Here is a 14,159-nt window from a genome sequence, read left to right as displayed (position 1 = left end):
AGCGCCTCGAATGATTCCGCGTCGCGGCGGTTCCACGACCCAACCCCCGTCCAACATGGTTACCGTGCCCGGTCGTCCCGGGCCACCAACCCAGTATTCCCCTTGGAACTTGTCGGGCAGCCATGGGATTTCGAGCCAAAATACGCTTTGGCCGCCTCCGGACGCGGGTCGGCTCTTCATCTCTCAGTAACGGCCCTTAGCGTTAAGAAAGCGTTGATCGGCTCGCGACAAGTCGAAAAGCTGACGCGGCGGTGATGCTTCATCCACACACATGCGCCAAAATGCATCCGTTAACCGCGTCGCGCGATTGCGCACGAGCGAGGGTAAAGGAATAGTAAAGAGAAGGGCTTGGCCCACACACTCTCTCTATCTCGAGCTGTCTATGTCGTCCGGTTCGTCCACGCCGTCTGGATCTGATTCGAAGCGTCAACGTGTTCTCCCGGTTCCCAAGGCCGCCGCGAGCATGCGGACGTTCGAGCCGGACTCCTCGATCGTCTCCGACATCATCCCCTCACCGAACCATGGCGACCGTAACAAGGGCCGGCAGCCCGATATGATCGTGCTGCATTACACCGGCATGCCCGACGTCGAAGGTGCGCTGGCGCGGCTCTGCTCCGCGGGCACCGAGGTGTCGGCACATTACGTCGTGCTGGAAGACGGCCGCATCGTGCAATGCGTGCCGGAGGCCAGGCGCGCCTGGCATGCCGGCGTCTCGTCCTGGTCCGGCGAGGACGACATCAATTCCTGCTCGATCGGGATCGAGATCGTCAATCGCGGCCACGATTGGGGCTATCCGGAGTTTCCGCTGCGCCAGATCGCCGCCGTGATCGCACTGTGCCGCGGCATCATGCTCCGCCGCAAGGTGCCCGCGCACCGGGTGCTCGGCCATTCCGATGTGGCGCCCGCGCGCAAGAAAGATCCCGGCGAAAAATTTCCGTGGCATTCGCTCGCCAATTCCGGTGTCGGCCACTGGGTCACGCCCGCGCCGGTGGTGCGCGGCGAGAGCCTGATGCTCGGCACCATCAGCGACGAGGTGCTGAGCCTGCAGCAGGCGCTCGCCCGATACGGCTACGGCGTTCCCCTCACCGGCAAATACGACGCCGCGACCATGGAAGTCGTCACCGCTTTCCAGCGCCATTTCCGCCCGGCGCGACTGGATGGGGTCGCGGATCACTCGACGCTGTCGACCTTGCAGGCGCTGTTGGGAAGCTTGCCGGCGGAGGGAACGGCGGTCGCGTCGAAATAGTTGACGTCTTCGAGAACGTCTTGCTCCGTCATGCCCGGGCTTGTCCCGGGCATCCACGTCTTTGTCGCACAGGAAGAACGTGGATGGCCGGGACAAGCCCGGCCATGACGGAATTCAGTTCATCTCCCTCATCCTTCGCGCATAAAGTCGTCGCAGCGGCTCGAGCTGCGTCGCCTCCGTCGCCGCGCGATAGGCCTCGCGCGCCTCCTCCTTCCGGCCGAGCCGCCGCAACAAATCCGCCCGCACCGCCGGCAACAGCTCGTAGCCATGAAGCCCGCCCCGCGCCGTAATCGCATCCACGAGATCGAGCGCGCGTGCGGGACCATCGACCATCGACATTGCCGCTGCGTGATTCAGCTCGATCACCGGTGACGGATTGATCCGCAGCAGCACTTCATAGAGCCCGGCAATCTGCGGCCAGTCTGTCTGCTCATAGCTCGGCGCACGCGCATGCAACGCAGCGATCGCAGCTTGTACTCCATAGGGCTGTGGCGGGCCGGGCACGCGCAGTGCGTCGTCCACCAGACGCAGACCTTCCTCGATCTGTGCACGGTCCCACCGCGAGCGATCCTGCTCTTCCAGCAGCACGATGTCGCCCGCGGCGGTCTGGCGCCCTGCGCGGCGCGCATCGTGCAGCAGCATCAGCGCCAGCAGGCCCTTGATCCCCGCGCGATCGGGTAGCAGCCGGTCGAGCAAGCGGCCAAGCCGGATCGCCTCGGCCGCAAGATCGGGCCGCATCAAATCCGCCCCCGACGTCGCCACATAGCCTTCGGTGAAGACGAGATAGATCACGGCAAGCACACCGTCGAGCCGCTGCACCAGCGTGCCGCGCTCGGGGACCTCATAGGGAATGCCGGCGAGCCTTATCTTCTGCTTGGCGCGGACCAGACGCTGCGCCATCGCCTCCTCGCTGACAAGAAAGGCGCGCGCGACCTGCGCCGTGGAAAGCCCGCAGACGGTGCGCAGCGTCAGCGCGACCTGGACTTCGGGCGCAAATGCAGGATGGCAGCAGGTGAAGATCAGCCGCAGCATATCGTCGTCGAGTGTCGCCGACGGCTCGGCGGGCGCCTGTGCGTTCAGCTCGAGCTCGTGCACGAGCGCCTGTTCCTTGCCGCGGAAGACGGCCTGGCGCCTGATACGGTCGATCGCCTTGTGCTTGGCGACATTGACAAGCCAGGCGCGCGGGTTGTCGGGAAACTCGCACGCCGGCCAGCGCTCCAGTGCCGCCGCAAAGGCGTCCTGAAGCGCGTCCTCGGCGAGATCGAAATCGCCGACGAGGCGGATCAGCGTGGCAAGCGTCCGCCCCGCCTCGTCGCGGAAGATCTTGTCGATCTCGGACAGTGTCATGTGACGATGTGCGGCTGCGCCATCACTTGTCGTAGACCCAGATCGGCCGCACCTCGATCGAGCCGATGCGCGCCGACGGAATCCGCGACGCGATCTCGATCGCAGTGTCGAGATCCTTGGCCTCCACGAGGTAATAGCCGCCGAGCTGCTCGCGCGTTTCGGCAAACGGGCCATCGGTCGTCAGCGTCTTGCCATCGCGCACGCGCACGGTCGTCGCGGTCGTGGTCGGCTGGAGCCGGTCGCCGGCCTTGAAATTGCCGCTCTGAATGATGCCTTGCGTGAAGGTCTGATATTCCGCCGTCATCTGTTGGCCGGCAGCCGGACGCATATTCGCGTACTCGGCTTCGTTCTGGTAGATCATCAGCAAATACTGCATCGCCTAACTCCTGTTGTACTTGGGATCACCGACAACCAGTCGAACGGGACACGCTTCCAACGACATCTTCAGGATAAATTATTTCGGGCGAACCGTGCACGGCGATAACGGCTTGCGGAACCGACACAAATGCTTCATGCGTAAGCCGTCAGTCGGCCGGACGGCCGCTCCGGCAAGTGCCGAAAGGTCGCCGGGGAGGAAAGTCCGGGCTCCCTTGACATACGGTGCCGGATAACGTCCGGCGGGGGCGACCCCAGGGAAAGTGCCACAGAGAACGAACCGCCCGCCTTCGCCCCTTCGGGGCTTCGGCGAGGCAGGCCCGCAAGGCTTGCCACGTCGTAGCAGCGTCAGCTGCGTAGACGGGTAAGGGTGAAAAGGTGCGGTAAGAGCGCACCGCGGCTGCGGCAACGGAGCCGGCATGGTAAACCCCACCGGGAGCAAAACCGAATAGGGACGGCATAGCGGGCTGTTCGCGAAAGCGATAACGCCGCGGGGCGATGTCAGGCCCGCCGTCCGGGTAGGTTGCTCGAGGCCATGTGCAAACATGGTCCCAGAGGAATGGCCGTCACGTATCGTTCGCGCAAGCGGACGGTGCCCTACAGAACCCGGCTTACAGGCCGGCTGATATCTTGCAACGAGGGGCTCTATGCTGACCGCATCGAGCCCCTCACCATTTGGCGCCGTCATTCCGGGGCTCGCGAAGCGAGAACCCGGAATCCATCAAGCCACAGAGTCTGTAGAGGAATGGATTCCGGGCTCGTGCTGCGCACGCCCCGGAATGACCACTGTGAGTTAGCCGACGATCTCCTCCAACACGCCCATCAGCGCCTCCGGTGCTGTCACGTTCGGCGCGTGACTGGCGTCGAGCTCGAAAGTGCGCCAGCCGTCCTCGCTTTTGGTGCGCCTGGCGAACTGCCCGAACACGTCGCCTGGCGGAATGCGCGTGCAATAGATGTAGCTGCGCGGCATCGCCGGCTCGCCATGTTCGAGCTTCAGCTTCGTCTCGAAACATTTGATCGGCATGTTGATCCGGCGGGCGTTGAGCCAGTCGAGATCGGCCTGCGGCGTATCCGGCGGCGGCGGGTTCGGCGGGATGCGGTAGCCGTCGCCAGAGCTTGCTGCCTTGCGCATCGGCTCGCGCCCGCCCTCATTGAGATCGAATAGCGACTGGCCGTCACGCGGCACGAAGGCGTCGAGATAGATCAATTGCGTCACCCGCTCGCGCGCGCGATCGGCGACGCCGGTGGCGACCATGCCGCCATAGCTATGGCCGAGCAGCACAATGTCCCCGAGGTCCTCAAACCTGATGACGTTGAGAATGTCCTGGATGTGCGTGTCGAGATCGACCGCGGGACTGGCCAGATGCGCGCGCTCGCCGAGCCCGGTATAGGTCGGCGCAATCAGACGATGGCCGGCCTGCGCCATCAGCGGATGCATCTTCTTCCAGGCCCATCCGCCGGACCACGCGCCGTGACAGAGCAGGAAGGTTTTTGAGCGTGCGGCCATCGGCGTTTCCATCATTCTTGTTTGTACGATGGAGTGTAGCGGGCGACCCCGCGATGTAAACGCTATGGCTCCTTAAGCCGCGCTCGCATTCACCTTCACGAAAACGGGTGCACCCTGACCAGCTTCGCGCCGCAGCTTGCCCGGCTCAAAACCGTGCATGCCGATCTGCCATTGCAGCCCGACGATGGCACCCTTGGTCGGCTGCAGCAGCGCGAGCGAAGCGAACAACGTAACCGGCAGCCACACCGCCAGTTGCAGCCAGACGGCCGGCGCATAGGCGGTTTCGATCGCGAGGATCGCAGGGACCACAAGATGGCCGACGACGACCATCACGAGATAGGCCGGAAAATCGTCGGCGCGCTGGTGGAACAGCTCCTCGCCGCAATGGTCGCAGGTATCCGCCACCTTCAGGAAACGGCCGAATGCATGCCCTTCGCCGCAGTTCGGGCACTTGCCCCGAAATCCGCGCCACATCGCTTTTGCCAGAGAGACTGAACCGGTCGCCATGACCCCACCTCTTCCTTTTTGTTGATCCATACAATACTATCTTGCATCCATACATTCAAAGGATATGGGCGCTAATTGCATGGATTGGACCCCTACAATCTCGGAGCTGAGCGGGCCGCGCTATCAGCGCATCGTCGAGGCCATGGAGGCCGATATCGCCGCCGGCCGGCTGGTGCGCGGGCAGCAACTGCCGACGCAGCGGGCGCTGGCAAAGGCGCTCGGCATCGACCTCACCACGGTGACGCGCGCCTACACCGAGGCGCGGCGCCGCGGCATCATGGAAGCCCGGGTCGGCCAGGGCTCATTCGTGTCGGAGACCAGCGCGCGCCGCGCGGTCGATCTGCCGCATCCCGTCGCGATCGACCTCTCGATGAACGTGCCGCCGCAGCCACTCGAAGCGCAGCTCGACGAGCGCATCATCGCCGGGATGGAAGCCATCCGCGCGCAATCGGGCCTGACGGCGCATCTCAACTACCAGCCGCCGGGCGGCAGCGCACACGAGCGCGAGGTCGCGGCGCGTTGGATGCGCGCACGCGTGCCACATGCGCATGCCGACAGGCTCGTGATCTTTCCCGGCGCGCAGACGATCCTGTTCAACCTGCTCGCACATCTTGCGCGTCCAGGCGACATCGTGCTGACCGAGGCCCTCACCTTTCCCGGCATCAGGGCCGCCGCGGCGCGGCTCGGCGTCAAGCTCGTCAGCGTCGCCATGGATGACGGCGGCATCCTGCCCGACGCGCTGGCAAAGGCTTGCCGCACGCATAAGCCGAAAGCGGTCTATCTCATTCCGACGCTGCACAATCCGACCACCGCGACGCTGCTCCCCGAGCGGCGCAGCGCCATCGCCAAGATCATCAACGATGCCGATACGATTCTGATCGAGGACGACGCCTACGGGCTGCTCGATCGGTCGGCATCGCCGATCGCCAATCTCATTCCGGAACGGACTTATCTTGCGACCACGCTGTCGAAATGCATCGCCCCGGCGCTGCGGGTCGCCTATCTGGTCACGCCCGACAGCAGCTCGCAGCGGGAGATGCGCAACTCTTTGCAGGCAACGGTGCAGATGCCGGCGCCGCTGATGGTCGCGCTGGTGACGCATTGGATCGAGACCGGCATTGCCGACCGCATCATCACCGCCATCCGGAGCGAGGCGATCGGCCGCCAGCAGCTCGCGCAACGGGCGCTGAAAGGCTTCGAGTTCCAGGCCAAGCCCGCCGCTCACCATCTTTGGCTGCGGCTGCCGGAGGGCCGTGCCGACGTCGCGGCGCATCTGCTGCGGAATGGACTGGCAGTCGTCGCCGGCGAGGCCTTCACCGTCGACGGAACGCTGCCGCATGCGGCACGCGTCTCGCTTGGCGCGGCGCGCAACAGGCCGGAATTGACGGAAGCGCTGCGCATCCTCGTGAGCGCGCTGCACAGGCCCGCCGACACCAGACAGATCGTCTAGCAAATACCTATCGATGCTGACGGCGATGCCGCGAGCGCAGGATTGGTGCGACGGGGACGGATAGGCCGCATAGGCTTCGCTCGGCGCGACGGCAATCTTCGTGCGGGTCATCATCCTTCTCCATAGTCTCATTCGGGAGACTGGCCGATCGACCGCAGCGCTGCTGAGGATCACGCTTGCGTACGGTTTTGAAATTGACCTGCACGGCCGCAGCTGTGCTATGCGAGCAATGGCGATCAACAGTTCGGGATCGCCCAGGCGACAGGGACAATCTGTTGGAAATGCTCACCTACGCGCTGCTGCTGCTCGGCGCACTGGCCGGGGGCTTCGTCTCGGGCCTTGCCGGTTTCGGCACGGCGCTGATGGCACTCGGCATCTGGCTCTATGTACTGCCGCCCTCGCTCGCGGTGCCTCTGGTGCTGATCTGCTCGGTGATCGCGCAGAGCTCGACGCTGCCGTCGATGTGGAAAAGTTTTGATCTCGCGCTGGTCTGGCCGTTCCTGATCGGAGGACTGATCGGCGTGCCGCTGGGCACCATGCTGGTCGCCTCCGCCGATCCAAAAGTGTTCAAACTGAGCGTCGGCGTGCTGATCCTGGTGTTTTCGACCGCTCTCTATCTCAACAAGCAGCCGCTCGCCCTCACCTTCGGCGGCCGCATTGCCGACGGCGCGATCGGTTTTGCTGGCGGCATATTGGGTGGCCTTGCCGGACTGTCCGGGCCGCTGCCGATCCTGTGGGCGAACATCCGCGGCTGGAACAAGCACGAGCGGCGCGGCATCTTCCAGCTTTTCAATTTCACCGTGCTCGCCGCCGCTTTGGTGTTGCAGACCGCCTCGGGCCTCGTCGCGTTCAAGGTGGTCTGGCTCGCGGTGATCGCATTTCCGGGCACGCTGATCGGCGCATGGGCCGGCGCGCGCGTCTATCACGCGCTGAGCGACAAGCATTTCGGCGACGTCGTGCTCGGTCTCTTGTTCCTGTCGGGCCTCGGCCTCGTCTGGAACAGTTTGGGCACGCACTAACTCCGTATCGTCTTCGCGGCGAGCGCCGTGCCGCCGGCAATTCCGACGCCAAGCACGTAGATCCAGCCCTCGGCGAAATCGAACAGATGCGAATTGAGCAGCGAGGACAGCATGTTCTGCACCACGACCAGGAGGCCGACCCAGCAGGCCAGACCCTCTCCGCGAAACAGCGAGAGATGCGCGAACCAGAGCGCGTAGAGGACCACCACGCCCAGCGCTCCCCATTGCACGGCGACATTGAGCGTCTGGTTGTGGGGATCACCGACGATTTCCGCCCGAACCCCGCTCTCGCCGGCAGCCGCGCGCTCGAACAGGCCGCGGATCGCGCCGGTGCCGTGACCAAGCAGCGGCGCTTCCGCGGTGAACGCCAGCGATTTGCGCCAGAACTCCAGTCGGGACCCCATGCCGCTGACGTCGTTGCCGACGATGCTGACTTCGTAGTCTCCGCTGAACTTGGCGAGCGTCGCGCGCAGATGCGGCGAGACGGTCCACAGCAGCACGGCCAACATCCCCATCACGCCCGCGGCGAGCAGCGCGGTGCGGCGGCGCAGATGCAAGAGGGCGAAGACCACGATCAGGATCGGCAGCGTCACCAGCGCCGTCCGCGAGACCACGACGAACATCATGTTGGCGAGGAAGCCGATCGCGAGCGCCACGAACAGCGCCGCGATGCGGTAACGGCCCTCTCGCAGCAGCGACACGATCGGGTAGGCCAGCGCGATCGCACAGAGTGCGAACTCCTGGCTCTGGTCGATATAATTGCGCACAGCGATCCCGCTTTCGACCTTGTAAGGCCCGCGCGACAGATAGAGTTTCAGCGACAGTGCGGGATCGACGGCGACGGCGAAGGAATAGAGCATCAGCGCCGTGCAGGACACCAGGAACGCGGAAAACACCCAGCCGCCAAACGGCCAGCGCTCGAACTGGTAGATCAGAAGCGGAATCACCAGCAGCTTCGCCGCCGGGCCGATCGCATGGATTCGGTCCGGCCATGGCGCATCGGACCAGAGCGTGCCGATGACGGCGAGTGCGACCAGCGCAATCGGCAGCAGGCAGATCGGCCGAAGCAGCGAACGCGGAAATTCGCGGAGGTCGGCGAACGCGAACGCGATCAGCCAGGGTATGAGCGCAAAGGTGAGCCCGGTCGTGGTCCACGGCAGGAGCAGCGCGATCAGCGCGACGAAGCGGGCTGGCGTGCGTTAGCGTGCCGCCCAGATCGCGGAGAGCCAGGAATTGGGCCGCTGCTCGTTCGACACCTCGGTCATTTGGCCCCTTGCAGCCGCCATCCCCACGGCGCCGCAAATTAGCCGGAGCCGTGGGGCGGGGACAAGCGATCGCTACGCGGGCGCGCGTGCAGGAGACGCCGCGGGCTCGGGCGCAGCCTGTGCTGGAGCCTCCTCGTGCCGGAGCACCACCAGGTGCTTGCTGAATTCGCGCCGTAGCAGCCACAAGCTCAGCGCCGCCTGCAGCGTGGTCGCCGCGATCGACAAGTACCAGACGTACTCCATCCGGAAGCCCGGCCGCGTCGACAGCCAGATCGCCGGCAGCGAATAGGTGAACACGCGCGTTGCCGAGCTCCACAGCACCGGCTTGGTATTGCCGAGGCCCTGGAACATGCTCGAGCAGGTGAAGATCAGGCCCTGCGCCACCATGTTGAGCGAGATGATCCGCAGGAACAGGAAAGCGATCTCCATGGTCTCCCGGTCGTTCGAGAACCCCGCGAGCAGGAACTGCGGCTTCAACTGCGCAAGGCACATGAAGCCGATCATCACGACACTGGTGATCAGCGCCGCCTTGACGAAGGTTTCGCGCACGCGCTCGCCTTTTCCGGCGCCCATGTTCTGGCCGGAGATCGGCCCGGCGGCGAGCGCAACCGCAAGCGCCGGCATCTGGATCAGGGCCAGGACTCGTTGTCCTATCCCGAACCCCGCCTGCGCCGCCGCGCCGAAATCGCGCAGCACGAAATAGACCACCGCCATGAAGATGAACATCATCGCAAACTCGCCGCCGGCAGGCAGACCGACATTGAGGATGCGCTTCAGATGGCGCGGCTGCGGACGCCACTGCGCCGGATTGAAGGCGACATAGCGCTCGACCTTGCGGAAATACGCAAACAGCATCAGGGCGCCGACGGCGACCGCGATCGAGCTCGCCAGCCCCGCGCCGGCGACGCCGAACGCGTAGCCGGTGCCCCAGCCCGAGATCAGCACCGGCGCCAGCGCGATGTTGATGACGACCGCGAGGACGCGCACCAACATGGCGGGGCGCACGATGCCGGTCGCGCGCAGCGCGGATGCAATCACTTGCATGACGAATTCCAGGGCGAGCGCCGGCATGAACCACAGCAGATAAGTGGTTCCCGCCTCGATCGTGGCCTGGTCCGCGGCGATCGAACGCATATAGAGGCGCGACAGCGCCGATCCCGCGACCAGGGTCAACACGCCGAACAGCGCCGACAGCGCGACCGCCTGGTTGAAGATCAGATTGGCGTCCGGCCGATCCTTGCGTCCCACGGCATGCGCGATCAGCGCCACCGTGCCGACACCGAGCACCTGCATCAACGCGTTGACGAGAAAGCCGGCGTTGCCGGCCGCGGCGACACCCGCAACGGCGGCATCGCCCAATCCCGAAACGAAATACAGATCGACCAGCTGGCAGATCATGATCGAGATCATGCCGGCCATGATCGGTGGCGACATGACCAGGATGTGTCGGACGATGGAGCCGTCTGTCAGGTCTTTCATCTCATTCCACCCTCTGGCGGCGCAGCGTCAGGAAGTTCGCCTCGATGCCACGCGCCATTCCTCTTCCTCACTCCGCCGCCGCGATGCGCCCGAGCTCCACCACCTGGCGCTCGAACAGGCCGCGATAGATGCCGCCGGGTTTGGACGCGAGCCTGGCATGCGTGCCTTGCTCGACGATCTCGCCGCGGTCGAACACCAGGATGCGATCGAGGCTCTTCACCGTCGACAGCCGGTGCGCGATCACGATCGAGGTCCGGCCTCGCATCAGCCGCTCCATCGCCTGCTGGATCAGCGCCTCGGATTCCGAATCGAGGCTCGAGGTCGCTTCGTCCAGGATCAGCACCGGCGCGTCCGCCAGGAAGGCGCGCGCCAGCGCCACGCGCTGCCGCTCGCCGCCGGAGAGCTTGACGCCGCGCTCGCCGACCAGCGTGCCGTAGCCCTTGGGCAGCCGCACGATGAAGTCGTGCGCGTTGGCCAGCCGTGCCGCCTGCTCGATCGCCTCCAGGCTGGCGCCGGGCCGGCCATAGGCGATGTTCTCGGCGAGCGAGCGGTGAAACAGGATCGGGTCCTGCTGCACGATCGCGATCTGGCTGCGCAGCGAATGCTGCGTGGTTTTGGCGATGTCCTGCCCATCGATCAGAACACGGCCGCCGGTGACGTCGTAGAGCCGCTGCACCAGCTTGACGAAGGTGGTCTTGCCCGAGCCGGAGCGGCCGACGAGACCGACGCGTTCGCCGGCGCGGATCGTGACCGACAATCCGTCATAGAGTGGCGCGTGATGGCCGCCATAGTGAAAGGTGACGTCGCCGAACACGAGCTCGCCGCGCTCGATCGCGATCGGCCGCGCGTCCAGCGCATCCGCAATCCCGATCGGCTCGTCGTGGATCGCCACCAGCTCTTCCATGTCGTTGACCGAACGCTGCAGGTTGTTGATGTGCATTCCGACGTCGCGCAAATAGGCATGGATGACGTAGTAGCTCGTCAGCACATAGGTGACGTCGCCGGGCGAGGCCCGCCCCGACATCCACAGCAGCACGGCACCGCCGATCACGGAGGCGCGCAAGGCCAGCAGCACCGAGAGCTGCGCCAGATTGGTGTAGTTGTAGCGCAGCCACGTCCGCCGCACGCGCACGCGCCAGCGGTTGACGACCCGGGCAAGCCGCGCATCCTCGCGCGCCTCCGCGCCGAAGGACTTCACCACCGCGTTGCAGGTCAGCGCATCCGCAAGCGTGCCGCCGACCTTGGTGTCCCAGGCATTGGAGATTCGCGCGGCCGGCGCGATGTAGCGCATCGAGAACAGCACCGTCATCGTGACATAGGCCAGCGCGCCCAGCGCGATCACCGCGCCAAGCGAAGCCCAGTGCAGGCCGAGCAGGATCATCGAACCGATCAGCACCAGCAGCGACGGCGCCAGCGCCATCAAGATGGTGTCGTTCAACAGGTCGAGCGCCCACATGCCGCGGGTGACCTTGCGCACCGTGGATCCCGCGAAGGAGTTGGCGTGCCAGTCGGTCGAGAAGCGTTGCACGCGCATGAAGGCTTCCTGCGCGACCTCGGACATGATCTTCAGCGAGAACGGCACGATGGCCTGGAGGCCGGTCAGCCGCAGCACCATGGACGCCGCGCCCAGCGCCACGATACCGCCCAGGGCCATCAGCGCCGCGTGGCGCGCGGCGGGATCGGACGGGCCACGGGTCAGGGCGTCGACCAGATGGCCGGAGAAGACCGGCATGAACAGGTCGGCGATGGTCGCACCCAGCAAGCCGCCGGCGACGATGAGGGTACGCCCCGGCTGCTTCAGCCAGTGCCGGAACACGAATGGCAGCACCACGCGTATCGCCGCGGGCCGTTTTGACAGAGCGGTCATGGCATCATCCGGCCGCTTATGGCGCGGGCCGGCTCCATTGATGGACGCAGGCCGGCCGCGAGGGCCGAGACGGCGTCACTTAAAGTTGGCTTTGATCTGGGAAGCGAAGCGATCCGGACTGAAAGCCCAATCGAAGCTGGCGGAAGAGGCCTCTAGGAGGCCGAGCACATACCGAGCCAGAACATCATCGAGCGCGGGCGTGCGATCTGCGAATGCGACGAAATCATGCAAATCCTCCCGGTTCGATGGAATGAGCTGCGCTTTATAGATGTGTCATTGGTGATTTGCAACGGGGCTCGCGCGAGATCACGCACGAGTGTTGCAAATTGGTCCGAGGTGCCTTGGCCCGCGTCGCCGCCGGCTCAATCCCCACCGTCATGCCCGCGAAGGCGGGCATCCAGTACGCCGCGGCGCCTCGGCTCCATCACAGCCTTCTCGGAATACTGGATCGCCTGCCTTCGCGGGCGATGACACCGAATAAGTGGCTGGCTTAATGCGCGTCGCCGCTGGCGCCGAACGGCGAGGCCGGCCTCTTCAACAGTGTGACGAGCAGGGTGAGGCCGAGATAGAACAGCGTCAGGATGAAGAAAGCATCGCCGAAGCTCATCACCACGGCCTGGCGATGCACGAGTTGGCTGAGCTGCTTCATCGCCATCAGCGTGGAATCGCCGAGCCCCTGGAACTTCTGCATGAACATGGTCAGAGTTTCGGTCGCGGTCGCGTTGCCCCAGGTCACGCGCTCCTGCAGGCGCGTGATGTGCAGGTCGGTGCGGTCGTTGAGCACGGTGTTGATGACGGCGAGACCAACGGCGCCACCGAGATTGCGCATCAGGTTGAAGAGGCCCGAGGCGTTCTTCACCCGGTCCGGCGCGAGCGTGCCGAGCGCGATGTTGTTGGTCGGCACCATCGCGAACATCATGCCGATGCCGCGCAGGATCTGCGGAATCAACAGCTCGTAGAAATCGTAGTCGCGCGTGATCCAGGTCATCTGGTAGGAGCCGAGCGCGAACACGACGAGCCCGAACGCGATCATGTAGCGCATGTCGTACTTCGCCATGAGACGGCCGACCACCGGCGCGACCAGGAACATGGTGATGCCCGAGACGAACATGGTCTCGCCGATCATCAGCGCGCTATAGCCGCGCACTTCGGCGAGATAGCGCGGATAGATGTAGGTCAGGCCGTAGAGGCCGATGCCGATGCAGAACTGAAGGACGCAGCCGATCGCGAAATTGCGGTTGGAAAAGGTGCGCAAATTGACGATCGGCTCGGCCGCGGTGAAGACGCGCCAGAAGAAGGCGATCGCCGAGATGCCGCAGATCCAGGCGCAGATCGCGACCGAGGGGTCCTGCATCCATTCATATTGCGGGCCCTCCTCCAGCACGTATTCCAGCGTGCCCAGGAAGCCGGCCATGAACAGCAGCCCCCACCAGTCGAAACGATCGAGCAATTCGAAATGCGGCTCGTCGAAATCGACCAGCGCCAGCACGCCGATGGTGATACCGATGCCGGGCACGATGTTGATGAAGAACAACCAGTTCCAGGACATCAGGTCGGTGATGTAGCCGCCGACGGTCGGTCCGATGGTCGGCGCCAGCGTCGCGACGAGCCCGATGATCGGACCGACGATGTGGAATTTGGTGCGTGGGAAAACGGTATAGGCCGAGGCGAACACCGTCGGGATCATGCCGGCGCCGAGAAAACCTTGCAGCGCGCGCCAGAGGATCATCTCCTCGATGGTGGTGGCGAAGCCGCAGAGCAGGCTCGATGCGGTAAAGCCGGCCGCCGAGATCGCGAACAATAGCCGCGTGCCGAAGGCGCGCGACAAAAATCCCGACAGCGGAATCGCGATCACTTCGGCGATCAGATAGGCGGTCTGGACCCAGGAGACCTCGCTGGAGCTTGCCGACAGGCCGGCCTGGATTTCACTCAGGGATGCCGAGACGATCTGGATGTCCAGGATCGACATGAACATCCCGAACACCATGATGATGAAAGCGAACAGCCGCTTCGGCGCGATGCGCTCCGAAGCGGGGTCCGCCATCATGGCAGGTGAAGCGGTCGTGGCGTTCGCCATGGTGTCAGCTCTGATCGCTG

General features: G+C 64.8%; 10 protein-coding genes, 1 other RNA gene and 1 pseudogene. 4 read left to right on the top strand and 8 right to left on the bottom strand.

Annotated features, from left to right (window positions below; translation table 11 throughout):
• Positions 1–463 precede the first annotated feature (463 nt).
• On the top strand, positions 464–1,246 hold the full coding sequence (locus AC0L2J_RS17355; protein WP_035974348.1) for an N-acetylmuramoyl-L-alanine amidase: 783 nt from the start codon (positions 464–466) through the stop codon (positions 1,244–1,246).
• 114 nt (positions 1,247–1,360) lie between these two features.
• Here the strand turns inward: AC0L2J_RS17355 and AC0L2J_RS17350 are convergent, their stop codons facing one another.
• Positions 1,361–2,593 (bottom strand): RNA polymerase sigma factor, encoded by a 1,233-nt coding sequence (locus tag AC0L2J_RS17350; RefSeq protein ID WP_473392386.1) that lies wholly within the window; start codon positions 2,591–2,593, stop codon positions 1,361–1,363.
• A gap of 22 nt (positions 2,594–2,615) precedes the next feature.
• Positions 2,616–2,969, bottom strand: coding sequence for a YciI family protein (locus AC0L2J_RS17345; protein ID WP_007600836.1), 354 nt, complete (start codon positions 2,967–2,969; stop codon positions 2,616–2,618).
• Positions 2,970–3,117: 148 nt separating this feature from the next.
• Here AC0L2J_RS17345 and rnpB point away from each other — a divergent pair.
• Positions 3,118–3,598, top strand: an RNA gene (gene rnpB, locus AC0L2J_RS17340) — RNase P RNA component class A.
• 163 nt (positions 3,599–3,761) lie between these two features.
• Here rnpB and AC0L2J_RS17335 read toward each other — a convergent pair.
• Positions 3,762–4,475: an alpha/beta fold hydrolase gene (locus AC0L2J_RS17335; protein ID WP_473392384.1), complete on the bottom strand. Its 714-nt coding sequence runs from the start codon at positions 4,473–4,475 to the stop codon at positions 3,762–3,764.
• Positions 4,476–4,547: 72 nt separating this feature from the next.
• On the bottom strand, positions 4,548–5,012 hold the full coding sequence (locus tag AC0L2J_RS17330) for a DUF983 domain-containing protein (protein WP_473392382.1): 465 nt from the start codon (positions 5,010–5,012) through the stop codon (positions 4,548–4,550).
• 49 nt (positions 5,013–5,061) lie between these two features.
• Here AC0L2J_RS17330 and AC0L2J_RS17325 point away from each other — a divergent pair, with 49 nt between their 5' ends.
• Together AC0L2J_RS17325 and AC0L2J_RS17320 are read left to right on the top strand one after the other, a co-directional pair.
• Complete coding sequence (locus AC0L2J_RS17325; protein WP_473392377.1) at positions 5,062–6,432, top strand: aminotransferase-like domain-containing protein; 1,371 nt, start codon at positions 5,062–5,064, stop codon at positions 6,430–6,432.
• A gap of 275 nt (positions 6,433–6,707) precedes the next feature.
• The gene (locus AC0L2J_RS17320; protein ID WP_035974350.1) at positions 6,708–7,451 is read left to right on the top strand and encodes a sulfite exporter TauE/SafE family protein; all 744 of its coding nucleotides are present in this window, start codon (positions 6,708–6,710) and stop codon (positions 7,449–7,451) included.
• Here the strand turns inward: AC0L2J_RS17320 and AC0L2J_RS17315 are convergent.
• From AC0L2J_RS17315 to AC0L2J_RS17300, 4 genes and pseudogenes are all read right to left on the bottom strand, one after another.
• Positions 7,448–8,716: pseudogene (locus AC0L2J_RS17315) on the bottom strand (O-antigen ligase family protein). The gene AC0L2J_RS17320 and the pseudogene AC0L2J_RS17315 overlap by 4 nt on opposite strands.
• Positions 8,717–8,788: 72 nt before the next feature.
• Entirely contained in the window at positions 8,789–10,195 is a 1,407-nt protein-coding gene (locus tag AC0L2J_RS17310) for an MATE family efflux transporter (RefSeq protein ID WP_063995217.1), read from the bottom strand.
• A 67-nt stretch (positions 10,196–10,262) separates the two neighbouring features.
• Positions 10,263–12,062, bottom strand: coding sequence for an ABC transporter ATP-binding protein (locus AC0L2J_RS17305; protein WP_063995216.1), 1,800 nt, complete (start codon positions 12,060–12,062; stop codon positions 10,263–10,265).
• 490 nt (positions 12,063–12,552) lie between these two features.
• Positions 12,553–14,139 carry a DHA2 family efflux MFS transporter permease subunit gene (locus tag AC0L2J_RS17300; protein ID WP_275173904.1) on the bottom strand — a complete coding sequence of 529 codons (1,587 nt, stop codon included), beginning with the start codon at positions 14,137–14,139 and terminating at the stop codon, positions 12,553–12,555.
• Positions 14,140–14,159: the final 20 nt, after the last annotated feature.

It is taken from the genome of Bradyrhizobium sp. MV1.5 (assembly GCF_055807615.1).
This window is presented reverse-complemented; position numbering and strand designations above follow the sequence as displayed.